Source organism: Streptomyces atratus, assembly GCF_014648655.1.
In the GTDB taxonomy this organism is placed as follows: Bacteria; Actinomycetota; Actinomycetes; order Streptomycetales; family Streptomycetaceae; genus Streptomyces; species Streptomyces atratus.
Map to the genome: position 1 here is coordinate 1 of NZ_BMRN01000020.1, position 24,744 is coordinate 24,744.

The window sequence follows — 24,744 nt, forward strand, 5'->3', positions numbered from 1 at the left end:
ATGGTACTGCAGGGGGGACCCTGTGGGAGAGTAGGACGCCGCCGAACTCCTTTTACGGGAAAGCCCCGTGCCCTTGTGGCACGGGGCTTTTCTGCGTTCACCCCCGAGTGCGGCTGGCCGGCTCGGACGAGGAGGCCGGGTCACGCATCGTGGCGAGAGGAGCGGCTCGTGGCGAGAGGGGCGGCGGGAACGGTGATAGTCCGTCAGAATCTTGTGTGGCAAGTGGTTCTGAGCACCCCTGAGATCAGGGTATGCTTTACCTCGTTGCCACAGCGCAGCAGGCCCCAATAGCTCAGTCGGTAGAGCGTCTCCATGGTAAGGAGAAGGTCTGCGGTTCGATTCCGCATTGGGGCTCAGGCAAGACGAAAGGCCCCCGCCACTCGGCGGGGGCCTTTCGCATGTCCTGATGCTTCCGCGTTCGCTGCCCGTCGGCGTGTTCGTCCGTGCTCGCGTTGCAGGGGTCGAGGCCGTAGCGGTTCTTACGCACCCCACCAGGGCGATGGCCCAGGCCTCGGCGAATTGTTTGCCCTTGATTCCGGAGATGCCGAGGTGGCGGATGAGGCCGGCGTCGCGGAACTCGGACAGGGTGCCGAAGTGTTGCGGGTGAGCACCTGGTTGATCGGTTCGCCGGCGAACCGCAGCGATGAGAAGTGGAACGCGGCGGTGTCGATGTGGTTCAAGCCGAGCTCGATCGCGCGCCGGAGCGCGCTGATGGACTGTTCGTCTCTGAAGTCATGGGCCGGAGTGTTTCGGAGCCTTCGGCCCGATGAAGTGCGTCAGGTGGTGGGCGGTTCAGGGACGCGCATGGCGAGGATGGCCATGTCGTCGGAGGCCGGCTCGGCTGCGAAGCGTTCGACCGCCCGCAGGATGCGTGCTGCCACCGCGCCGGCCGTGAGACCGGTACAGGTGGCCAGGACGTCCGCCAGACCGTCGTCGCCGAGCATGCGGGTGCCTTCACGGCGTTCCGTGACGCCGTCGGTCACGCACAGCAGGACATCGCCCGGAGCGAGGGTCACCGTCTGCTCGTACAGTTCGAGGTCCTCGATGACGCCCAGCAGGGGCTGAGGTTCGGCCGCTGACTCCACCGAGCCGTCCTGGCGCAGGCGCAACGGCAGCGGGTGCCCGGCGCAGACCACCTTCAGGAGTGCGCTGCCGTCCTCCTGGGGCCACAGCTCCCCGTACAGGAGGGTCAGGAAGCGGCTGCGGGCGCCTTCGTCCAGGATGGCGGCGTTGAGGCGCTCCAGAACGGCCGGACCGCCGAAGCCTTCGCGGGCGAGGAGGCGCAGGGCGTGGCGGGCGAGACCCGTGACGGCCGCGGCTTCCGGGCCCGTACCGCAGACGTCACCGATGGCGAAGCCGTAGGCGCCGTCGCGGATGGGAAAGACGTCGTAGAAGTCGCCGCCGACCTCGTTGCCCTCGCCCGCCGCGCGGTAGATGACCTCGATTTCGACATTGGGGACCTCGGGCAGCCCCGGCGGCAGCAGGCTGCGCTGCAGGGACTGACTGATCGCCATACGCTCCGAGTAGAGGCGGGCGTTGTCGAGGGCGAGGGCGGCGCGACGGGAGAGGTCCTCGGCCAGTTCCAGGATCTCCTGACGGAAGTGGTCGTCGGAGGGCTTCCCGAGCGTGAGCATGCCGATGACGCGGTTTCGGGCGACGAGTGGCAGGACCACCGTCTCCCCGCCCACCGCGGCCGCGGTGGCGAGCGTCGTACGGATGCCGGAGCCGAGCCTGCCGGATTCGTCGAGGCCGAGCGTACGCATCGAGGTGCGCAGGGCTGCTTCGTGGGCGGCCTCCGACGGGGCCGCCCAGACACGGGCACCTGGGGTCGGCACGGGGTCCGGAGGAGCGATTTTGGAGAGCAGGGCCTTGAGGCCGTCGATGAGCTCCTCGTCCTCATGCAGCACATAGGAGAGATATGGCTCCGAGGACTGGTCCGCGATCGTGTAGACGGCGCACCATGTGGCCAGGGTGGGGACCGTCATCTGGGCCATCAGTGCCAGGGTCTGGTCCCGGTCGAGGGTGCCCGCGAGCAGGTCGGAGGCCTCGACGAGGAAGGAGAGGGAACCGCGGCGCAGGCGTTCCAGCTCGCCCAGGCGGGCTGATTCGACGGCCAGCGCGATGCGGTCCGCGGCGAACTGGAGGCGTAGAGCCTCCTCGTTGGAGTAGCGGCCTGCTGTTTCCGCGGCGACACCCAGCGAGCCCGTGAGGCGACCCTCGACCTTCAGCGGGACAGTGACGACGGAGCGCATTCCCGTGCCGCCGAGCAGGGGGACGGCGCCGGGCACGTTGTCGAGGTCTTCGTGGACGGCGGGCATCCGAGCGGAGCCGTAACGTCCGGTACCGGCCTCCACCGGAACCCGGGCGAAACGCTGGCGGGCGGAGGGCAGACCGGTGGTGGCCCGTACCTCCAGTTCCGTTTCGTCGTCCGTCGCCAGCAGCAGGAAGGCCGAATCGGCGTCGAGCATGTCGCGCGCCCGCTCGACCGTGCGCTGGAGCAGGCCGTCGAGGTCGTCGGGGGCGGGGGAGCCGATGAAGATCTCGAACGGGTCCGTCTTGTGGCTCTCGGCATTCGCGTCGGAGACCGGTGTGCGTACCGGGGACTGGAGCACAGCACGTTCGTAGTCGCGGACGAGCAGACAGACCGTGGACGGTTCGCCGTGGGTGTCGCGGACCCGGAGATGCGAGGCGTAGACGGGGATGGTGCGGCCGTCGGCACCCCGCATTCCGTAACTGCCCTCCCAGCGCGAGAGTTGCAGTGCGTCCACGATGCCGGTGTTGGTGCCGGGCGTCTGCGGCCAGGCGGTGAGGTCGGTGAGTTGCTTACCGGTGACCTGGTCCGCGGCGTATCCGAAGAGGAACGCGGCGTCCTCGTTCCAGGCGGCGATGGAACCGGTGCTGTCGATCTGGACGACGGCCACCCGCACGCGCTCATCGGCGACCGGGAGCAGGCCGACCGGGAGCAGGGGGCCGGCGGAGCGGATGCCCACAGGGCGCTCGGGAAGATCGAGCTGGAACCAGACATGTTTATGGGTGGGCGAATACTCGACGCCCCACCGGGAAGCGAGCGCCGCGCAGAGCAGCAGTCCGCGGCCGTTCTCACGGTCCGGGCTGCCGAAGTCCAGACCTGTGCTCTGGAGGGGGATCTCGCGTTCCGGGTAGTGGTCGGAGACCTCGATCCGGACGCCGTCCTCCGTGCGTAGGCACAGCACGTCCGCGGCGGTGCCTGCGTGCACCACCGCGTTGGTCACGAGCTCGCTGGTGAGGACGACTGCGTCGTCGACGACATCCGTGTATCCCCACCCCTGGAGAGTGTCACGGACAAAGGCGCGGGCGGTCGCGACGGAGCGCCCGGCCGGGTCGAAGGTGGCAGCCGCGCGCGCGGTGATCACAGCACTCCCCATATGGTGTCTCGTCGCTTCCCCGAGTCCTGTGCCCGTTTCTCGCCGCTTCGATTCGCCTGCCAGGCTAGACGCTCGGTCTCGGTGCTGGGTACACGAGGGCCGACTTCGGGCAGGAACGACCACGAACAGGCACGTGACCGGACAAGTGTGGGCTTCCCCGCGGGGTGATGTGGAACAACCGTTGGAGGCTGCACCCCGATTGGTTCGGGCCTGGTAAGTTTCAACGATTTGACGTCCGCATGGTCACCCGTCGACGGTGGGCTGTGGCGGTGAGCCAATGAGGAACTGGGCAAGCTCCCAGATAAGGCCCGAGCGATACGGTCAACCCCTGCGGGAGGGATCACGGTGGAGTCTGGCGTGGCGGCGCGGGGAACAGGCACGCGCACAAAAGGCGGACAGCCCGTGAAAAAGCAGCGCAATGGAACCATCGACGTCGACGCGGTAGCGCTCAACAGACTGTTGGCAGGTCTCGTGGCGATGCGCGACGGGAACTTCCGCAGGCGCCTGACCGTCTCGGGCGACGGCGTGATGGCGGAGATCGCGGCAGTCTTCAATGAAGTCGCCGACCGGAATCTCCATCTCACCGGCGAGCTGGCCCGGGTGCGAAGGGTGGTCGGACGTGAGGGGAAGCTCACCGAGCGGCTGGAGACGGGCGCCTGTGAAGGCTCCTGGGCCGCGGCGATCGACGCCTCCAACGAGCTGGTCGACGATCTGGCGCGCCCGGTCTCGGAGGTCGGGCGGGTGCTGTCGGCGGTGGCCGACGGTGATCTCGAACAGCGGATGGAGCTCCGGTCGCACACGGCCGACGAGACCGTGCGACCGCTGCGCGGCGAGTTCCTGAAGGTGGCCCGTACGGTCAACAACCTGGTCGACCAGCTGTCGGCATTCACCGAGCAGGTGACGCGGGTCGCGGTCGAGGTGGGTACCGAGGGCAAGCTGGGCGGACAGGCCCAGGTGCGAGGAATGTCCGGTTCCTGGAAGGACCTCACGGACTCCGTCAACACCATGGCGTACCGGCTGACCGCGCAGGTGCGGGACATTGCCCTGGTGACGACGGCGGTCGCCAAGGGCGATCTGTCGCGGAAGGTCACCGTCCATGTGGCCGGCGAGATGCTTCAGCTCAAGAACACCGTCAACACGATGGTCGACCAGCTGTCGTCGTTCTCCTCCGAGGTGACCCGGGTCGCCCGCGAGGTGGGCACGGAGGGCGAGCTGGGCGGGCAGGCGACCGTGCCCGGTGTGGCCGGGGTGTGGAAGGACCTCACCGACTCCGTCAACACGATGGCCGGGAACCTGACCTCCCAGGTGCGCGGGATTGCCGAGGTGACGACCGCGGTCGCCAATGGTGACCTGTCCCAGAAGGTCACTGTGAGCGCCCGCGGCGAGGTCGCGCAACTCGCCGAGACCATCAACCAGATGACCGAGACATTGCGGACCTTCGCCGACGAAGTGACCCGTGTGGCCAGCGAGGTCGGTGGCGAGGGGCTGCTCGGCGGGCAGGCGCAGGTGCCGGGTGCGGCGGGTACCTGGAAGGACCTCACCGACTCGGTGAACACGGTCTTCCGGAACCTGACGACCCAGGTGCGCGACATCGCGCAGGTGACCACGGCGGTGGCCAGCGGCGACATGACGCAGAAAGTCACCGTCGATGTGGCCGGCGAGATGCTGGAGCTGAAGAACACCGTCAACACGATGGTGGACCAGCTCCAGTCCTTCGGTTCGGAAGTGACCCGGGTGGCCCGGGAGGTGGGCGTCGAGGGCCGGCTGGGCGGTCAGGCCGAGGTGCCGGGTGCGGCGGGTACGTGGAAGGACCTCACGGACTCGGTGAACACGGCGTTCCGGAACCTGACGGGTCAGGTGCGCGACATCGCGCAGGTGACGACCGCGGTCGCCAACGGTGACCTGTCGCAGAAGGTCACCGTCGATGTCGCGGGTGAGATGCTGGAGCTGAAGAACACCGTCAACACGATGGTGGCGCAGCTGTCGTCCTTCGCTGACCAGGTCACACGGATGGCGCGTGACGTGGGCACGGAGGGTCGCCTCGGTGGCCAGGCGCGGGTCGACGGCGTTTCCGGTACGTGGAAGGAGCTCACCGACTCCGTCAACTTCATGGCGGGGAATCTGACCTCCCAGGTGCGGCAGATCGCGCAGGTGACCACGGCGGTCGCCCGGGGCGATCTGTCGCAGAAGATCGACGTGGACGCCCGCGGCGAGATCCTCGAACTGAAGAACACCATCAACACGATGGTGGACCAGCTCTCCGCCTTCGCCGAGCAGGTGACCCGGGTGGCCCGCGAGGTGGGCACCGACGGGCGGCTCGGCGGCCAGGCGCAGGTCCCCGGCGTGGCCGGGGTGTGGCGCGATCTGACCGACTCGGTGAACGGCATGGCGGGAAACCTCACTGCTCAGGTCCGTAACATCGCGCAGGTCGCCACCGCGGTGGCGCGCGGTGACCTGTCGCAGAAGATCGATGTGGACGCGCGCGGCGAGATCCTGGAGCTGAAGAACACCCTCAACACGATGGTGGACCAGCTCTCGAACTTCGCCGAGCAGGTGACGCGGGTCGCCCGTGAAGTGGGTACGGAAGGCATCCTCGGCGGCCAGGCCGAGGTGCAGGGGGTGTCCGGTACGTGGAAGGACCTCACCCAGTCCGTCAACGGCATGGCCAACAACCTGACCCTGCAGGTCCGTAACATCGCCGAGGTCACCACAGCGGTCGCCAAGGGCGATCTCTCCAAGAAGATCACGGTCGACGCCAAGGGCGAGATCCTCGAACTGGTCACGACCGTCAACACCATGGTCGACCAGCTGCTCAACTTCGCCGACGAGGTGACGCGGGTCGCCCGCGAGGTGGGTACCGAGGGCATCCTGGGCGGTCAGGCCCGGGTGCGCGGCGCGACCGGTATCTGGAAAAACCTCAGCGACAACGTCAACCTGATGGCCAACAACCTGACCAGTCAGGTGCGGAACATCTCCCGGGTCTCGTCCGCGGTCGCCAACGGCGATCTGACGAAAAAGGTCACCGTCGAGGCGCGCGGCGAGGTCGCCGAGCTCGCCGACACCGTCAATACGATGGTGACGACACTGTCCTCGTTCGCCGACGAGGTGACGCGAGTCGCCCGCGAGGTGGGCACGGAAGGTGAGCTGGGCGGCCAGGCACGCGTTCCGGGGGTCTCCGGTACGTGGAAGGACCTCACCGAATCGGTGAACTCGATGGCGTCCAATCTGACCGGGCAGGTGCGTCAGATCGCCACGGTCACCACGGCCATCGCCAAGGGCGACCTCACCAAGAAGATCGACATCGACGCCCGTGGTGAGATCCAGGAGCTGAAGAACACCATCAACACGATGGTCGACCAGCTGTCCTCGTTCGCCGAGCAGGTGACCCGGGTCGCTCGCGAGGTGGGCACGGAGGGGCAGTTGGGCGGCCAGGCCCGGGTCCGGGACGTCGACGGCACCTGGCGCGACCTCACCGAGTCCGTCAACGAGATGGCCGGGAACCTCACCCGTCAGGTGCGGGCCATCGCGGCCGTGGCCACCGCGGTGACCCGCGGCGATCTCAACCTCAAGATCGATGTGGACGCGGCCGGCGAGATCCAGGCCCTGCAGGACAACATCAATACGATGATCGCCAACCTGCGGGACACCACGGCCACCAACAAGGAGCAGGACTGGCTGAAGGGCAATCTCGCCCGGATCTCCGGTCTGATGCAGGGGCGGCGCGATCTCGACGACGTAGCCTCGCTGATCATGAGTGAGCTGACCCCGGTCGTCTCCGCGCAGCACGGTGCGTTCTTCCTGGCCATGCCGACCGGTGACACCGACACGGTGGGATCGGACAGTGACAAGGACAGCTCGTACGAACTCTGTATGAGGGGCAGCTACGGATACTCGGCGGGATCGATGCCGACATCCTTCCGGCCCGGTGAGACGCTCATCGGCACGGCCGCGGAGGAGAAGCGGACCATCCAGGTGGACAATGTTCCACCGGGTTATCTGAAGATTTCCTCCGGGCTCGGTGAGGCACCGCCCGCGCATGTGATCGTGCTGCCGGTGCTCTTCGAGGGGAAGGTTCTCGGTGTGATCGAGCTGGCCTCCTTCCAGCCGTTCACCCATATCCAGCGGGACTTCCTCAATCAGCTCGCCGAAATGATCGCGACGAGCGTCAATACCATCAGCGTCAATACCAAGACCGAGAAGCTCCTTGAGCAGTCGCAAGAACTGACAGAGCAATTGCGGGACCGTTCACAGGAGCTGGAGAACCGGCAGAAGGCACTTCAGGCCTCCAACGCCGAACTGGAGGAGAAGGCCGAGCTGCTGGCCCAGCAGAACCGCGACATCGAGGTCAAGAACACCGAGATCGAGGATGCCCGGCAGGTCCTGGAGGAGCGCGCCGAGCAGCTCGCGGTCTCGATGCGTTACAAGTCGGAGTTCCTGGCGAACATGTCGCACGAGTTGCGTACCCCGCTCAACTCGCTGCTCATTCTGGCCAAGTTGCTCGCGGACAACGCCGAGGGCAATCTCTCGCCGAAGCAGGTGGAGTTCGCCGAGACGATCCATGGAGCCGGTTCCGATCTGCTTCAGCTGATCAATGACATCCTCGATCTGACGAAGGTCGAGGCGGGCAAGATGGACGTCAGCCCGACGCGGATCGCACTTGTCCAGCTGGTCGATTATGTGGAGGCGACATTCCGGCCGCTCACCGCGGAGAAGGGGCTCGATTTCTCCGTACGGGTCTCGCCGGAGCTGCCCGCGACACTGCACACGGACGAGCAGCGGCTGCTCCAGGTGCTGCGTAATCTCCTTTCCAACGCGGTGAAGTTCACCGACAGCGGGGCGGTCGAGCTGGTGATCCGGCACGCCAACGAGGATGTGCCGAACGCCATCCGTGAGCAGCTCCTGGAGGCCGGCTCGCTGCGTGACGCCGATGCCGATCTGATCGCCTTCTCGGTCACCGACACCGGTATCGGGATCGCGTCCAGCAAGATGCTGGTGATCTTCGAGGCGTTCAAGCAAGCGGACGGTACGACCAGTCGCAAGTACGGCGGTACGGGGCTCGGCCTGTCCATCAGCCGGGAGATCGCCCGGCTGCTGGGTGGTGAGATCCACGCGGCGAGCGAGCCGGGCCGCGGCTCGACGTTCACGCTCTATCTGCCACTGCACCCGAGCGAGTTGCCGCCTCAGGGCTATCCGCAGATCGGTCCTGGGCCCATCGAGGCACACGGTGCCGCAGTCGAGGAAGGTCTGCTTCCGCAGGCCGGTCCGGGCGCCGACTCGACGGCCACCGTGCACGATTCGGCGGGTGCCGCCGGGCTGATGCGGCGTCGCCGCAAGACCCTGGGGAGCGCGGAGCGGCGTCCCGCGCCGGCGTCCCGCGCCGCTGCCCCGGCTGCTCCGCAGGAGCCGTGGACGCTTGCCGGGCAGGAGGAACCGGAGGTCCGCAGGACGTTCCGGTTCCATGGCGAGAAGGTGCTGATCGTCGACGACGACATCCGTAACGTCTTCGCGCTCACCAGCGTGCTGGAGCAGCACGGTCTTTCGGTCCTGTACGCGGAGAACGGACGTGTGGGCATCGAAGTCCTGGAACAGCACGACGATGTGACGGTCGTACTGATGGACATCATGATGCCGGAGATGGACGGCTATGCCACGACAGCGGCGATCCGCAGGATGCCGCAGTTCGCCGGGCTGCCGATCGTCGCGCTGACCGCGAAGGCCATGAAGGGTGACCGGGAGAAGGCGATCGAATCCGGCGCCTCCGACTATGTCACCAAGCCTGTCGATCCCGATCATCTTCTTTCTGTTATGGAGCAGTGGATGCGCGGAGAGTGATCATTAATGGAGAGAATCGCGATGAGTTGATGAGTGGCTGTGCTCGCAGGGTGTGAGAGGGCGTTGTACGGGGAACCTTCTGGTCCCCCACCCCGTTTCTGTTGTGTGCACAGTGACATCTCGGTGACAGGGTGTGGTGACGGGCGGGGTGCGGCTACCATGACCGGCACAAGGACGGACGGCGTAAGGGAGTCGTCCCCTGGGGCGGCGCCCGGTGCAATTCCGGGGCGAGGAGGACGGGCCATGGTGCAGAAGGCCAAGATCCTCCTGGTCGATGACCGGCCGGAGAATCTGCTGGCGCTGGAGGCCATCCTCTCTGCGCTCGATCAGACACTGGTACGGGCATCGTCAGGGGAGGAAGCGCTCAAAGCGCTGCTCACGGACGACTTTGCGGTCATTCTGCTGGACGTCCAGATGCCGGGTATGGACGGTTTCGAAACCGCCGCGCACATCAAGCGGCGGGAACGGACCCGGGACATCCCGATCATCTTCCTCACCGCGATCAATCACGGTCCGCATCACACCTTCAGGGGTTACGCGGCGGGCGCGGTGGACTACATCTCGAAGCCGTTCGATCCATGGGTGCTGCGGGCCAAGGTTTCGGTCTTCGTCGAGCTCTACATGAAGAACTGCAAGCTGCGCGAGCAGGCGGCGCTGCTGCGGCTCCAACTGGAGGGCGATGCCAACGGCAGCGCGGGCCACGAGAAGGAGCCCGCGGGGCTGCTGGCCGAGCTCTCTGCGCGGCTCGCGGCCGTCGAGGAGCAGGCCGAAGCGCTCTCCAAGCAGCTCGACGACGAGTCGGCGGACGCCGCGGCCGTGGCCACTGCCGCCCATCTGGAGCGCAAACTGACCGGCCTGCGCCGGGCACTCGACGCGCTGGAGCCCGGCACCGGCAGCGGCGCGGCAGCCCTTCCCTCGTAGCGTCGTACTGCCCCGCCACTCCATGGCGGGGAGCGGTCCGGCGGTACGACCTCAGGTCGAGGAACGGGCGGTTGTCAGGTCGCTCGGCCCAACTGCCCTGCCGTCTCGGCCGTTCGACGGTTCGGCGGAAGGGGCATCCAGCGGCGCGGCGGCGTGAGGACACGTCAGTTTCCTGCCTCTGTACAGCGACACGGTCGGGTGAAGCGGCAGGCACACGTGTTCACGGCCGTCGACACCGGTAACCTCGGCATCATGGCCTCACGTACGTCCGGCAAGGGTTCCCAGGGCACGGCGGGCACCGCGAAGCGCGTCGGCCGTACCGCGGGGCCGGCCAAGAAAGCCGCGCCCGCGAAGAAGACCGCCGCGAAGAAGACCGCGCCAGCGAAGAAGGCCCCCGCCAAGAAGGCGGTGGCCAAGAAGGCGGCCGCGCCCAAACCGGCACCGTCGCCCACCGGCGGTGTGTACCGCCTGGCGCGCGCCGTCTGGCTCGGTGCGGCCCACGCCGTCGGCGCGATGTTCCGTGGCATAGGGCGCGGCGCCAAGGGACTCGATCCCGCGCACCGCAAGGACGGCATCGCGCTGCTGCTGCTCGGTCTCGCTCTGGTCGTCGCCGCGGGAACCTGGTCGAATCTGCGCGGGCCCGTCGGCGACCTCGTCGAGATGCTCGTCACCGGAGCCTTCGGCCGGCTCGATCTGCTCGTACCGATACTGCTCGGCGCCATCGCCGTACGGCTGATCCTCTACCCGGAGAAGCCCGAGGCCAACGGCCGCATCGTCATCGGGCTCTCCGCCCTGGTCATCGGGGTGCTCGGACAGGTCCACATCGCGTGCGGATCGCCCGGCAGGGGAGACGGCACCACGGCGATGCAGGACGCGGGCGGACTCATCGGCTGGGCGGCCTCCAAACCGCTGGTCTACACGATGGGCGAGGTCCTCGCCGTACCGCTGCTGCTGCTGCTCACCGTCTTCGGACTGCTGGTCGTCACCGCCACCCCGGTGAACGCCATTCCGCAGCGGCTCCGGCTGCTCGGCACCAAGCTGGGCATCCTCGACCCGGTGTACGACCCCGACGCGGACGAGGAGAGCGACGACGAGCGCTACGACGAGCAGTGGCGCGAGGCGCTGCCCGCACGCTCCCGCCGCTCCTCCGCACGCCGCTCCGAAGCGCCCGCGGAGTACGGCCCCGACCAGGCGGAGGCCGACGCGCTCTCCAAGCGCCGCAGGCCGCGCAGGCCCTCCGTGCAGCCCACGATGAACCGCACCATGGACGCGGTGGATGTCGCGGCCGCCGCGGCCGCCGCGCTCGACGGGGCCGTACTCAACGGCATGCCGCCCTCGCCGATCGTCGCCGACCTCACCCAGGGCGTCTCCGTCGAACGCGAACGCCCGGGTACGCCGGTGCCGGGCGCCAGGGAGGGCGAACCCGTCGGCGGGGGAGGGAAACCGGAGAAGGGGACGGTGCCCTCGGGCGGCGTACCCGATCTGACGAAGCCCGCGCCCGACCGGTCGCAGTCCCAGCCGTTGCCCGCCCGCGCCGAACAGCTGCAGCTCTCCGGCGACATCACGTACTCACTGCCCTCGCTCGACCTGCTGGAACGCGGCGGGCCCGGCAAGACCCGCAGCGCCGCCAACGACGCGATCGTCGCGTCTCTGACAAACGTCTTCACCGAGTTCAAGGTCGACGCCGCCGTCACCGGCTTCACCCGCGGACCCACGGTCACGAGGTACGAGGTGGAGCTCGGCCCCGCGGTGAAGGTCGAGCGGATCACCGCGCTCGCCAAGAACATCGCGTACGCAGTCGCCAGCCCCGACGTCCGGATCATCTCTCCGATCCCGGGCAAGTCGGCGGTCGGCATCGAGATCCCCAACACCGACCGGGAGATGGTCAACCTCGGCGATGTGCTGCGCCTCGCGGACGCCGCCGAGGACGACCATCCGATGCTGGTCGCGCTCGGCAAGGACGTCGAGGGCGGATATGTGATGGCCAACCTGGCGAAGATGCCGCACGTGCTGGTGGCCGGTGCGACCGGTTCCGGCAAGTCGTCCTGCATCAACTGTCTGATCACCTCGGTCATGGTGCGGGCGACGCCGGACGACGTACGGATGGTGCTGGTCGACCCCAAGCGGGTCGAGCTGACCGCGTACGAGGGCATCCCGCACCTGATCACGCCGATCATCACCAATCCCAAGCGCGCCGCCGAGGCCCTCCAGTGGGTCGTGCGGGAGATGGACCTCCGGTACGACGATCTCGCCGCGTTCGGGTACCGGCACATCGACGACTTCAACCAGGCCGTACGCAACGGCAAGGTCAAGCCGCCGGAGGGCAGCGAGCGCGAGCTCTCGCCGTACCCGTATCTGCTGGTGATCGTCGACGAGCTGGCCGACCTGATGATGGTCGCTCCCCGTGATGTGGAGGACGCCATCGTCCGTATCACCCAACTGGCCCGCGCTGCCGGTATCCACCTGGTGCTTGCGACCCAGCGGCCCTCGGTCGACGTCGTCACCGGTCTGATCAAGGCGAATGTGCCCTCCCGGCTCGCCTTCGCCACGTCTTCGCTGGCCGACAGCCGCGTCATCCTCGACCAGCCCGGCGCCGAGAAGCTCATCGGAAAGGGTGACGGTCTGTTCCTGCCGATGGGGGCCAACAAGCCCACCCGTATGCAGGGTGCCTTCGTCACCGAGGACGAGGTCGCGGCCATCGTCCAGCACTGCAAGGATCAGATGGCGCCGGTCTTCCGCGAGGACGTGGTGGTCGACACCGCCAAGAAGAGGGAGATCGACGAGGACATCGGCGACGACCTGGATCTGCTCTGCCAGGCCGCCGAACTGGTCGTCTCCACCCAGTTCGGGTCCACCTCGATGCTTCAGCGCAAGCTGCGCGTCGGCTTCGCCAAGGCCGGTCGGCTGATGGACCTGATGGAGTCGAGGAACATCGTCGGGCCGAGCGAGGGATCCAAGGCGCGCGACGTCATGGTGAAACCGGACGAGCTGGACGGGGTGTTGGCACTGATCCGCGGGGAAACCGCTTCGTAGGAGAAGTACGGGCAACCGTTTCGTCGGGTCGTACGTCAAGTTGAAGGGAGGGGCGGCAAGATTGTCCTTCCAGGGGTGTCCCAGAGAATCGGACGGCGTTCGAGTCTGATGGCGTACAAAGTCCTTTCTCCCGGTTGCCCCACCCTTTCGTACCCCCCCTAGACTGAACACCCAGCAGGTGGCTCACGCTCGAAAGGCGCCCCCGTGTCCATCGGCAACTCCCCCGAAGACGACCGGCCTTCGATCGGTCGAGTGCTCCAGCAGGCTCGTATCGCCGCAGGTCTCACGGTCGAAGAGATCAGTTCGTCCACCCGGGTGCGCATCCCCATCGTGCACGCGATCGAAGAGGACGACTTCTCCCGCTGTGGCGGCGACGTGTATGCGCGCGGCCATATCCGTACCTTGGCGCGTGCCGTCGGGACCGATCCGGAACGGCTGGTTTCGCAGTACGACGCCGAGCACGGCGGCCGTCCCGCACCCACGCCCGCGGCGCCGCTGTTCGAGGCCGAGAGAATCCGTTCCGAACCCCGTCGGCCCAACTGGACGGCGGCCATGGTCGCCGCGATCGTCGCTGTCGTCGGTTTCGTCGGCTTCACCTTCTTCAAGGGCGGCGACGACAGCTCCACGACCACACAGGTCGCGGAGGGCTCGACGCCGAACACGAAGAGCCCCAAGCCGAAGACCGACAAGCCCGTCGACCCCAAGCCGCAGCCCTCCGACAGTGCCATCGCCGCGGCACCCAGGGACAAGGTGACGGTGAAGCTCAGCGCCAGCCAGGGCAAGAGCTGGATCTCCGCCAAGGACCACAACGGGCGGCTGCTCTTCGACGGGCTGCTGCTGCAGGGCCAGTCCAAGACCTTCCAGGACCAGGAGCGGGTCGACCTCGTCCTCGGTGACGCCGGGTCCATCGAGCTCTTCGTGAACGGCAAGAAGGTCGAGGACAAGTTCCAGCCGGGCCAGGTCGAGCGGCTCTCGTACACGAAGGGCGACCCGGCGGTCGGCTGACCCGTACACGCACAGTTTCCCAAGCGGCACCAGCAACACGGCGAGCGCCCGGCAATCCTTCCGGGCGCTCGCCTGCTTTGTCACTCGGTGTGACGGTGGAACCCTGCACGGCAGGGCGAGTGCCGGGACAAAGTAGTCTTGAGCCCATGCCCGAACGCCGTACCGTCGCCCTTGTCACTCTTGGCTGCGCCCGTAACGAGGTGGACTCGGAGGAGCTCGCAGGCCGCTTGGCAGCGGACGGCTGGGAGCTCGTCGAGGATGCCTCCGACGCGGATGTCGCCGTCGTCAACACCTGTGGATTCGTCGAGGCCGCCAAGAAGGACTCCGTCGATGCCCTGCTCGAAGCCAATGATCTGAAGGACCACGGCAGGACCCAGGCCGTGGTCGCCGTCGGCTGCATGGCCGAGCGCTACGGGAAGGACCTCGCCGAGGCCCTGCCCGAGGCGGATGGCGTCCTCGGATTCGACGACTACGCCGACATCTCCGACCGCCTTCAGACCATCCTCAACGGTGGCATCCACGCTTCGCACACGCCGCGCGACCGTCGCAAGCTCCTGCCGATCAGCCCGGCCGAGCGGCAGGACGCCGCCGTGGCCCTGCCGGGGCACGCACAGGAGGCCGCACCGGCCCCCGCCCCCGAGGACCTCCCGGACGGAGTCGCTCCGGTCTCCGGGCCGCGGGCGCCCCTGCGCCGCCGGCTGGGCACCAGCCCCGTCGCCTCGGTGAAGCTCGCCTCCGGCTGCGACCGCCGCTGCTCCTTCTGCGCCATCCCTTCCTTCCGCGGTTCCTTCATCTCGCGCCGTCCGTCGGACGTGCTGGGGGAGACCCGCTGGCTGGCCGAGCAGGGCGTGAAGGAGGTCATGCTGGTCTCCGAGAACAACACCTCGTACGGCAAGGACCTCGGCGACATCCGGCTGCTCGAGACGCTGCTGCCGGAGCTCGCCGACGTCGAGGGGATCGAGCGGATCCGGGTCAGCTATCTTCAGCCGGCGGAGATGCGGCCGGGCCTCATCGACGTACTGACCTCGACCCCGAAGGTCGCCCCGTATTTCGACCTGTCCTTCCAGCACTCGGCCCCCGGCGTGCTGCGGGCGATGCGCCGCTTCGGTGACACCGATCGCTTCCTGGAGCTCCTGGACACCATCCGTAGCAAGGCGCCACAGGCCGGTGCCCGCTCCAACTTCATCGTGGGCTTCCCCGGCGAGACCGAGGCCGACCTGGCGGAGCTGGAACGCTTCCTCACCGGCGCCAGGCTCGACGCCATCGGCGTCTTCGGTTACTCCGATGAAGAGGGCACCGAGGCGGTCGGTTACGAGAACAAGCTGGACGCCGACGTCATCGCGGAGCGGCTCGCGCACATCTCGCAGCTGGCCGAGGAACTGACCTCGCAGCGCGCCGAGGAGCGCCTGGGTGAGTCCCTGCAGGTGCTGGTCGAGTCCGTGGACGAAGAGGACGGTGCGGTGGGGCGCGCGGCACACCAGGCCCCCGAAACGGACGGCCAGGTGCTTTTCACCGCACGCGAGGGCCTCGTGCCCGGCCGTATGGTCGAGGCAAAGGTTGTCGGCACCGAAGGAGTGGACCTGGTGGCCGAGTGTTCCGAGCTCGTGGAGGCGGCCAGATGACGGGAGTCCCGGCATCCGCGGCAGGCGGCTCCGGCGCGAAGCCGGTCCGCGGCGGCAAGCTGGGTACTGCGGCCGTCAACCAGGCCAGCCTGTGGAACATCGCCAATCTGCTCACCATGCTGCGGCTGGTGCTGGTGCCCGGCTTCGTGATGCTGCTCCTGCACAACGGCGGCTACGACCCGGCCTGGCGGTCGTTCGCCTGGGCGGCGTTCGCCATTGCCATGATCACTGACCTGTTCGACGGTCATCTCGCGCGCACATACAACCTGGTCACCGACTTCGGGAAGATCGCAGACCCGATCGCGGACAAGGCGATCATGGGTGCGGCGCTGATCTGTCTGTCGTATCTGGGTGATCTGCCCTGGTGGGTCACGGGCGTGATCCTCTTCCGTGAGATCGGCATCACGCTGATGCGGTTCTGGGTGATACGGCATGCGGTGATCCCGGCCAGTCGCGGCGGGAAGATGAAGACTCTGGCGCAGGGGACGGCTGTCGGGATGTACGTCCTGGCGCTGACCGGTCCACTTGCCACCCTGCGCTTCTGGGTGATGGCGGTGGCTGTCGTGCTGACGGTCGTCACGGGGCTCGACTATGTGCGCCAGGCCGTCGTGCTGCGACGCCAGGGGCTCGCGGCCGAGCGGGCCGTCGCGGAGGAGGCTGCTGGGGCGTCCGGGGTATCTGTGGAGCCCGGGGTGTCCGGGGCCGCTGAGGGTGCAGGACCGGTCTCCGGGGCCTCGGGTGCCCGTGGTGTGGCGGAGGCCGAGCGGTGACTGCCGCGGCCCGGGTGCTGGAGCTGCTCGTGGAGCGCGGTGAGACTCTTGCCGTCGCCGAGTCGCTGACCGGCGGTCTGGTCGCGGCGGAGTTGACTTCCGTACCGGGTGCTTCGAACTCCTTCCGCGGGTCCGTGACGGCGTACGCAACGCCCTTGAAGCGGGATTTGCTGGGTGTCGACGGCGCCCTCCTGGCGGAGCACGGTGCGGTCGACCCGGAGGTGGCGCGGCAGATGGCGGCAGGTGTGCGCCGGGTTCTGGGGGCAGACTGGGGTATGGCCACCACCGGCGTTGCGGGCCCCGAGCCGCAGGACGGCAAACCCGTCGGCACGGTCTATGTTGCGGTGGCCGGGCCGGACGGCGCGGAGAAGGTGACCGCGCTGCGATTGAACGGCGGGCGTGCGGACATCCGTAGAGAGAGTGTGCGGAGCCTGCTGGCATTGCTCTCCGTCGAACTCGGCAAGAATGCAAGCGCACAGGATACGGAACAGAACGGGGGGAATTGATGTTTGCAGCCCTGAGTGAACACGACATCGCTCCCCGCACGGCCGCGGCGCAAGGCGGTACGGTGGGGCGTGAAGGATGCGGCTACGCGGTCCGAGGAGGGAGCCACCGATGATTCTGCTCCGTCGCCTGCTTGGTGACGTGCTGCGTCGGCAGCGCCAGCGCCAAGGCCGTACTCTGCGCGAAGTCTCCTCGTCCGCCCGAGTCTCGCTCGGCTATCTCTCCGAGGTGGAGCGGGGGCAGAAGGAGGCATCCTCCGAGCTGCTCTCCGCTATTTGCGACGCGCTTGACGTACGGATGTCCGAGCTCATGCGTGAAGTGAGCGATGAGCTGTCGCTGGCCGAACTGGCCGAGTCGGCAGCAGTCAGCGATCCGGTGCCTGTGCCGGTACGTCCAATGCTCAATTCCGTCTCCGTGACGTCGGTGGCAGGTGTGCCGACGGGACGGGTGACCATCAAGGCGCCCGCGGAAGCGGTGGATGTCGTCGCCGCCTGACCCGCGAGGTCCGGTGTGAAGCGGAGCCCCGGCCGGCCCCTCAGGGGGCGGCCGGGGCTTCTGCATGGTCCGGGGCGGGTGGGCGTGGTCCGTTCTGGATGCGGCTCGGGAGTGTCTGGGTGAGACTGCGAGTAAGAGGCATTGATCAGGAAGATCACGGTGGCCCGACGCGGTCTGACGTGGCCTGATGTGTCTCGATGCGGCCTGCGCCGGGGTGCCTGAGTGCCTCTGGCCCGGGTGGAGCCGCGATCCGGAGCAAGCCCGGATGTCCCGGGCGGAGAGCGCACAACGGTCTGCGGCAGCGCACTGCGCGCCGGGTGGTGCACCGGTGCGCCCTCCCGCCGGGCGAGCGGGCCGGACTAGGTTCGGCCGGAGGAGGCAGCCATGGTACGGCGATGGGTGCCGACGCTCGTTCTCGGCGGGGTGTGGTGGTGGGCCGTGCTGCGGCTCGTGCTGGAACCGGCCCATGCGGGGCTTGTCGAGGGTGTGGTGGCGGCGGGCGGATGGGGGCTGAGCCTCCTGCCCGTGCATGTGGCCGCGGCCGCTGGGCCGACGGGGGCGAGCGCGGGGTGGTGGTCTGCTCTTGGGACGCGGTGTGCGGGTTGGTGGTCCGACACCGGGACGCGGTGTCTGGGGCGGTGCTCCGCACTTGGGATGCGGTGCGTGAATCGATGGTTGGCTGTTGGGATGCGGTGCGGTGGCCGAGCCTGGCGGACTACCAGGGCATGGCTACGCCGCCGTTCGGGCGGAGGATCTGACCGGTCATGAAGGCCGACGCATCGGATGCCAGATAGACCAGGGTGTGGGCGACGTCCTCGGGCTCGCCGACCCGGCCGAGCGGAGAAATCCGTGCCATTGTGGCCTCCGCCCGTTGTTGTTGTTCCGCGTCGTGGCGGGCGGTCATGGGCGTACGGATCCAGCCCGGGGCGACGGCGTTGACACGGATGGAATGAGGCCCCAGCTCGGTTGCGAGCGTCTTTGTCAGCTGGACGACCGCCGCCTTGGCCGCGCTGTAGCAGAGCAGCCCGGGGCTCGCGGCGTCGACCGCTCCCGAGGCCATGGTGATCAGTGAGCCGGGTGCGCCGCGCGCGATCATGCTGCGGGCAACTTCCTGACAGGCGTACAGAACGCCTTTGAAATTGACCGAGAGGACGCGATCGAGGTCGTCGTCCGCGGTCTCCAGGACGCTGCTCGTATGCATGATTCCGGCTACGGCGGCCAGGATGTCGAGGTTGCCCGCTGCGGCCACCGCAGCCTTGATCCGGCCGGGGTCGGTGACATCGAGGGTGTGGATGTGGGAAGTGCCACCCGCTTCGGCGATCAGGTTCCGGGTCTCCAGCAGGCCCTTCTCGTCGCGGTCCGCGCAGTGCACGGTGGCGCCCGCCGCTGCGAGCAGGATGGCGCCTGCGCGGCCGATGCCGCCCGCCGCGCCGGTGATGAACGCGGAGCGGCCCGTGAGGTCGTACGCGGTGAGGGACATGACCGGACGGTACGGCTGGATCTGACGGATCGTCAACTAGCTTGTGGGGCCCGATTGGCAGCGAGGGCACCAGTAGGTGGGGCGGGCGTCCTGATCGGCTGTGCGGATGGGTGTGCCGCAGCGCAGGCAGGGGCGGTTGGTCCTGCCGTAGACCCAGAGCCGTTCGCTCGCGCCGTATCCGCGGGGCGCTGCGCTGGTGGTCGTGCGCATGGGACGGTCTCGGTTGGCTTCGAGGAGCTGTTTGGCCGTGGTGACAAGACGGGCGGCGGTGGGGGCGGCCAGCTCGCCGATGGGGAGCCAAGGGGTCGCGCGGGTGAGGAAGCAGAGCTCGGCCTTGTAGATGTTGCCGATTCCGGCCAGGTTGCGCTGGTCCAGGAGGGCCTCGCCCAGGGGGCGGGCGGGGTCGCTGAGCAGATTGTGCAGAGCGGTTTCGGCGTTCCAATCGGGGCCCAGCAGATCGGGGCCGAGATGACCGACCGCCTTCTCCTCCTCCCGGGTGCGGAGAAGCTCGAGGACGGGGAGCCGGTAGCCGACGGCGGTGTGTTCCGCGTTGGCGAGCACGGCGCGGATCTGGTGGGCAGGGCCGCCGCGCCAGCGCTCGCCCGGAGCGTAGATGCGCCAGGCGCCGTCCATCCGCAGATGGCTGTGGAGGGTCAGACCGCCCTCGATACGGGTGAGGAGATGCTTGCCGCGCGAGGTGACGTCCAGAACCGTCCGGCCGGTGAGGTCGGCGGTGGCGAACCGGGGGACGCGCAGGTCGGAGTGGGTGAGGACCCGGCCGGCGAGTGCGGTGTGCAGACGTTTGGCGGTCTGCAGGACGGTGTCTCCTTCGGGCATGCCTCCATGATGCGGGGTCGGGTGGGGAGTGCGGCGTGCTGGGCGGGGGCGGCGTGGGGTGGTGCGGGTGGTGTCGGGGTCGGGCGGAGTGGCGTACGAGGCGTGAGGTGTGCAGGTGGTTCAGGCACGCAGGCGGAGTCCCCTCGGGGTGGCCAGGAATCCGGCTGCCTCCAGCATGCGGCCGAGCGGGGAGGTCAGGGACGAGGCGCCGTTGGTGCGCTCCACCGTGACTGTGCCGAGCGCCCCCGCACGGGCGGCTGCCGCCAGTGCCCCGGCTGCCGCGAGAAGTGCGGAGTCCTCCGGGTCGGTGGACCAGGCCAGCAGCGTCTTGCCGCCACGCTCCATGTACATCGCCAGTTCGCCGTCGACCAGCACCACCAGGGCGCCCGCCTTGCGGCCGGGCTTGTGCCCGGCGCCGTCCGGTGGCTCGGGCCAGGGCAGGGCCGCGCCATAGGCATTGGCCGGGTCCGCCGCGGCGAGGACCAGGGCGTGGGGTGCGGCGACCGGTTCCGTACGGTCGCGGGCGGCGGACGTGGCACGCAGCCGGTCGACCGCGCCGTCCATCGCGAACTGGGCCGCTCCCAGGCCCTCGACGACATAGCCGCGCCGGGCCTGCCCGTTGTCCTCGAAGGCGGAGAGGATGCGGTACGTAGCGGAGAAGCCGCCCTCGACGCCTTCGGCCTGGACCGCGCCGCGGGTCACCACCCCATGGCGGTCGAGGAGCGTGCGGGCCAGGGCGTGCGCACGGTGCGTAGGGTCGGGTTCGGTGGCGGGCAGCAGGGACCAGCGGCCCGAGACAGTAGGCGGTCCGGTGCGGGACACAGGCCGGGCGGCGGCGGTGAGTGAGCCGTAACGCCCGCGCGGGACACTCCGTTTGGCGCGATGGGCGGTCGATCCTGCCGTGCGACCGGAACCGAGGAGCGAACGCAACGGGGCGAGCGTGTCATTGGTGAGCCGGCCCGACCAGGCCAGGTCCCAGACTGCATCGGCCAGTTGCGGATCGGTGCAGTCCGGGTGGGTGGTGGCGCGGACCTGGTCGGCGATCTGCCGGAAGAACAGTCCGTACCCGCCGGTCAGGGCCGTCAGGACGGATTCGTGCAATGCGCTCAGTTCGAGTGGGTGCGGGGGCGGGAGGAGCAGGGGCGCGCTGTCGGCGAGGTAGAGGGACAGCCAGCCGTCCTTGCCGGGAAGGGCGCCCGCACCGGCCCAGACGACCTCTCCGGTGGTGGTCAGCTCGTCCAGCAGCGCGGGGGAGTAGCCGGTGACCCGGCCCGGCAGGATCAGTTTCTCCAGGGCCGACGCCGGGACGGGCGCACCCTGCAACTGCTCGATGGCGCGGGCCAGTCCATCGATGCCGCGCAGGCTGTTGTTACCCAGGTGTTGCCACTGCGGAAGGAAGCCGGCAAGGGCGGCGGGTGGGACCGGCTCCAGCTCATGGCGGAGCGCGGCGAGCGAGCGGCGGCGCAGTCGGCGCAGCACGGTGGCGTCGCACCACTCCTGGCCGATGCCGGCGGGGTGGAACTCGCCCTGGACGATCCGGCCGGTCGCGGCGAGCCGCTGCAACGCGCCGTCCGTGACAGCGGGGCCGAGGCCGAAACGGGTGGCGGCCTCGTTGGAGGTGAACGGGCCGTGCGTACGCGCGTATCGGGCGAGGAGATCGCCGAGCGGGTCCTTCACCGGTTCGGTGAAAGCCTCGGGGACACCCACCGGGAGGGCGGTGCCCAGTGCGTCGCGCAGCCGTCCCGCGTCCTCGATCGCGGCCCAGTGGTCCGCTCCGCCGATCCGGACCCGGATGGCGCGGCGGGCAGCGGACAGCTCCGGAGCCCAGGGCGGCTGGGCGCCGCGCTCGGCCAACTCCGCCTCGGTGAGCGGACCGAGGACCCGAAGGAGATCGGCGACCCCTTCGATGTCCTTGATCCGGCGGTCCTCGGTCAGCCACTGGAGTTCCTGCTCCAGCTCGCTCAGGACGTCGGCGTCGAGCAGTTCGCGCAGCTCTGCCTGGCCGAGGAGCTCAGCCAGGAGATGGGAGTCGAGGGAGAGGGCGGCGGCCCGCCGCTCGGCGAGGGGCGAGTCGCCCTCGTACAGGAACTGGGCGACATAGCCGAACAGGAGCGAGCGGGCGAAGGGTGAGGGCTCCGGGGTGGTCACCTCGACCAGCCGGACACGGCGTGCTTCGAGGTCGCCCATGAGTTCCGTCAGCCCGGGGACGTCGAAGACGTCCTGGAGGCATTCGCGGACCGCTTCCAGAACGATCGGGAAGGAGCCGAACTCGGAGGCGACCTGGAGGAGTTGTGCGGCGCGTTGGCGCTGCTGCCAGAGCGGGGTGCGCTTGCCGGGGCTGCGCCGCGGCAGCAGCAGGGCGCGCGCCGCGCATTCGCGGAACCGCGAGGCGAACAGGGCTGATCCGCCTACCTGGTCGGTGACGATCTGGTTGATCTCGCCCTGGTCGAAGGTCACGTCCGCAGCGCCGACGGGCGGTTGTTCGCTGTCGTACGAGGGGCCCGGCAACGGTGCCGGATCCTGGGCCGGGTCCTGCGCCGGATCGAAGTCCAGGAGGTCCAGGCTCATCAGGTCTGCGTCGGGCAGCCGCAGCACTATGCCGTCGTCGGCATGCATCACCTGGGCGTCCATGCCGTACCGCTCGGCGAGGCGGGCATTCAGCGCCAGCGCCCACGGGGCATGTACCTGCGCGCCGAACGGGGAGTGGACGACGACCCGCCAGTCACCCAGCTCGTCACGGAAACGCTCGACGAGGATGGTCCGGTCGTCCGGTACGTGACCGCAGGCGCGGCGCTGTTCGTCGATGTACGACAGGGTGTTGTCGGCGGCCCAGGTGTCGAGACCGGCGGCGAGCAGACGCTGCCGGGCATCTTCCTGGGACAGTCCGCCGATCTCGCGGAGGAACGCGCCGAGCGCACGCCCCAGCTCCAGCGGGCGGCCCAGCTGATCGCCCTTCCAGAACGGCAGCCGGCCGGGAACCCCGGGGGCGGGCGACACCAGGACCCGGTCGCGGGTGATGTCCTCGATTCGCCAGGACGTGGTGCCCAGTGTGAAGACGTCGCCCACCCGGGACTCGTACACCATCTCCTCGTCCAGCTCGCCCACCCGGCCGCCGCCCTTCTTGGGGTCGGCGCCGGCGAGAAAGACCCCGAAGAGCCCGCGGTCGGGGATGGTCCCGCCGGAGGTGACGGCGAGTCGCTGGGCCCCGGGGCGGCCCGTGACCGTACCGGCCACCCGGTCCCAGACCACACGCGGGCGCAGCTCGGCAAAAGCATCGGACGGATAGCGTCCGGCGAGCATGTCCAGCACGGCCGTGAATGCCGACTCCGGCAGCGAGGCGAAGGGGGCCGCGCGACGCGTCACAGCCAGCAGATCATCCACCGGCCATGTGTCCAGGGCGACCATGGCGACGAGCTGCTGGGCCAGCACATCCAAGGGGTTGGACGGGATCCGGAGCGCCTCGATGGACCCCTCGCGCATCCGCTCGGTGACCACGGCAGCCTGCACCAGATCGCCCCGGTACTTCGGGAAGACCACTCCGGTGGAGACCGCACCGACCTGGTGCCCGGCCCGGCCGACCCGTTGCAGCCCGGAGGCGACCGACGGCGGCGACTCCACCTGGACGACCAGATCGACCGCCCCCATGTCGATGCCCAGCTCCAGACTGGAGGTGGCGACCACGGCCGGCAGCCGGCCCGCCTTGAGGTCCTCCTCGACCTGGGCGCGCTGTTCCTTGGAGACCGAACCGTGGTGTGCGCGGGCGAGGAGCGCGGGGGCGCCCTTCGCTGCGCCGGACTGGGCCATGATCTCGGCCGGGGAGTGTGCTTCCGGCAGCGTCGTGGCGGAGCCGTGTTCATCGAGCACAGTGCCGGTGGCCCGCTCGTACGCGATCTCGTTGAGCCGGTTGCAGAGCCGCTCCGCGAGGCGGCGGGAATTGGCGAAGACGATCGTGGAGCGATGCTCCTGGACGAGATCGACGATGCGTTCCTCGACATGGGGCCAGATCGACGGCTTGTCCGCCTGGCCCGCCTGGTCGGTGTCGGTGGCGGGGGAGCCGCCGAGCTCGCCCAGATCCTCGACCGGCACGACCACCGACAGGTCGAACCGCTTGGTGGACGGCGGCTGGACGATCTCCACCTTCCGCTGCGGTGAGAGGAAGCGCGCCACCTCGTCGACCGGACGGACCGTCGCCGACAGGCCGATCCGCCGTGCGGGCCGCGGCAGCAGCTCGTCGAGACGCTCCAGCGATACGGCGAGATGGGCGCCCCGCTTCGTACCCGCCACGGCATGCACTTCGTCGAGGATCACCGTCTCGATGCCGGACAGCGCCTCCCGGGCCGATGAGGTCAGCATCAGGAACAGCGATTCGGGCGTGGTGATCAGGATGTCCGGCGGCCGGGTCGCCAACGAGCGGCGCTCGGCGGGCGGGGTGTCGCCGGAGCGGATTCCCACCCGGACCTCGGGCTCGGGCAGCCCCAGACGCACCGACTCCTGGCGGATGCCGGTCAGCGGTGAGCGGAGATTGCGCTCGACATCGACCGCGAGGGCCTTGAGGGGCGACACGTACAGCACGCGGCAACGCTTCTTCGCCTCGGCGGGCGGTGGGACGGACGCAAGACCGTCCAGCGCGGCGAGGAACGCGGCCAGGGTCTTGCCGGAGCCGGTCGGCGCGACGACCAGCACGTCCGAGCCCTCGCCGATCGCGCGCCAGGCGCCTTCCTGTGCGGCGGTGGGCGCGCTGAAGGCACCCGCGAACCAGCTGCGGGTCGCAGGGGAGAACGAGTCGAGCGCAGAGCCGGCCATGTCCCCCATCGTGCACCCCGGCACTGACAACGGCTGTG

General features: G+C 68.8%; 13 protein-coding genes and 1 tRNA gene. 10 read left to right on the forward strand and 4 right to left on the reverse strand.

What is annotated here, in order from left to right:
* Positions 1-281 precede the first annotated feature (281 nt).
* Positions 282-354: transfer RNA gene (locus IEZ15_RS26860), tRNA-Thr, on the forward strand.
* Between the two features lie 422 nt (positions 355-776).
* Here IEZ15_RS26860 and IEZ15_RS26865 read toward each other — a convergent pair.
* On the reverse strand, positions 777-3,392 hold the full coding sequence (locus IEZ15_RS26865; RefSeq protein ID WP_189279729.1) for a SpoIIE family protein phosphatase: 2,616 nt from the start codon (positions 3,390-3,392) through the stop codon (positions 777-779).
* Between the two features lie 414 nt (positions 3,393-3,806).
* Between IEZ15_RS26865 and IEZ15_RS26870 the strand changes: the two genes are divergently transcribed.
* The 9 genes from IEZ15_RS26870 to IEZ15_RS47205 all read left to right on the forward strand — a co-directional run bounded on the left by IEZ15_RS26870 (position 3,807) and on the right by IEZ15_RS47205 (position 18,354).
* The gene (locus IEZ15_RS26870) at positions 3,807-9,236 is read left to right on the forward strand and encodes a HAMP domain-containing protein (protein WP_189279730.1); all 5,430 of its coding nucleotides are present in this window, start codon (positions 3,807-3,809) and stop codon (positions 9,234-9,236) included.
* Positions 9,237-9,479: 243 nt separating this feature from the next.
* Positions 9,480-10,157 carry a response regulator gene (locus tag IEZ15_RS26875; RefSeq protein WP_114247009.1) on the forward strand — a complete coding sequence of 226 codons (678 nt, stop codon included), beginning with the start codon at positions 9,480-9,482 and terminating at the stop codon, positions 10,155-10,157.
* Between the two features lie 252 nt (positions 10,158-10,409).
* Entirely contained in the window at positions 10,410-13,190 is a 2,781-nt protein-coding gene (locus IEZ15_RS26880; protein WP_189279731.1) for a DNA translocase FtsK, read from the forward strand.
* Positions 13,191-13,394: 204 nt separating this feature from the next.
* Entirely contained in the window at positions 13,395-14,195 is an 801-nt protein-coding gene (locus IEZ15_RS26885; protein WP_189279732.1) for a helix-turn-helix domain-containing protein, read from the forward strand.
* A 146-nt stretch (positions 14,196-14,341) separates the two neighbouring features.
* The gene (gene rimO / locus IEZ15_RS26890; RefSeq protein ID WP_114247011.1) at positions 14,342-15,817 is read left to right on the forward strand and encodes a 30S ribosomal protein S12 methylthiotransferase RimO; all 1,476 of its coding nucleotides are present in this window, start codon (positions 14,342-14,344) and stop codon (positions 15,815-15,817) included.
* Entirely contained in the window at positions 15,814-16,587 is a 774-nt protein-coding gene (pgsA, locus tag IEZ15_RS26895; protein ID WP_189279733.1) for a CDP-diacylglycerol--glycerol-3-phosphate 3-phosphatidyltransferase, read from the forward strand. Before rimO ends, pgsA begins: the two co-directional genes overlap by 4 nt.
* The gene (locus IEZ15_RS26900) at positions 16,584-17,093 is read left to right on the forward strand and encodes a CinA family protein (RefSeq protein WP_189279734.1); all 510 of its coding nucleotides are present in this window, start codon (positions 16,584-16,586) and stop codon (positions 17,091-17,093) included. The genes pgsA and IEZ15_RS26900 overlap by 4 nt, the downstream gene beginning before the upstream one ends.
* Positions 17,094-17,202: 109 nt before the next feature.
* Positions 17,203-17,586: a helix-turn-helix domain-containing protein gene (locus IEZ15_RS26905; RefSeq protein WP_114247014.1), complete on the forward strand. Its 384-nt coding sequence runs from the start codon at positions 17,203-17,205 to the stop codon at positions 17,584-17,586.
* Between the two features lie 384 nt (positions 17,587-17,970).
* The gene (locus IEZ15_RS47205) at positions 17,971-18,354 is read left to right on the forward strand and encodes a hypothetical protein (RefSeq protein ID WP_373302624.1); all 384 of its coding nucleotides are present in this window, start codon (positions 17,971-17,973) and stop codon (positions 18,352-18,354) included.
* Here the strand turns inward: IEZ15_RS47205 and IEZ15_RS26910 are convergent.
* From IEZ15_RS26910 to IEZ15_RS26920, 3 genes are all read right to left on the reverse strand, one after another.
* A complete protein-coding gene (locus IEZ15_RS26910; protein ID WP_114249332.1) occupies positions 18,302-19,066 on the reverse strand; it encodes an SDR family NAD(P)-dependent oxidoreductase in 765 nt (254 codons plus the stop codon). The genes IEZ15_RS47205 and IEZ15_RS26910 overlap by 53 nt on opposite strands.
* A 36-nt stretch (positions 19,067-19,102) precedes the next feature.
* On the reverse strand, positions 19,103-19,903 hold the full coding sequence (locus IEZ15_RS26915; protein WP_189279735.1) for a DNA-formamidopyrimidine glycosylase family protein: 801 nt from the start codon (positions 19,901-19,903) through the stop codon (positions 19,103-19,105).
* Between the two features lie 120 nt (positions 19,904-20,023).
* Complete coding sequence (locus IEZ15_RS26920; protein ID WP_189279736.1) at positions 20,024-24,706, reverse strand: Lhr family helicase; 4,683 nt, start codon at positions 24,704-24,706, stop codon at positions 20,024-20,026.
* Positions 24,707-24,744 lie beyond the last annotated feature (38 nt).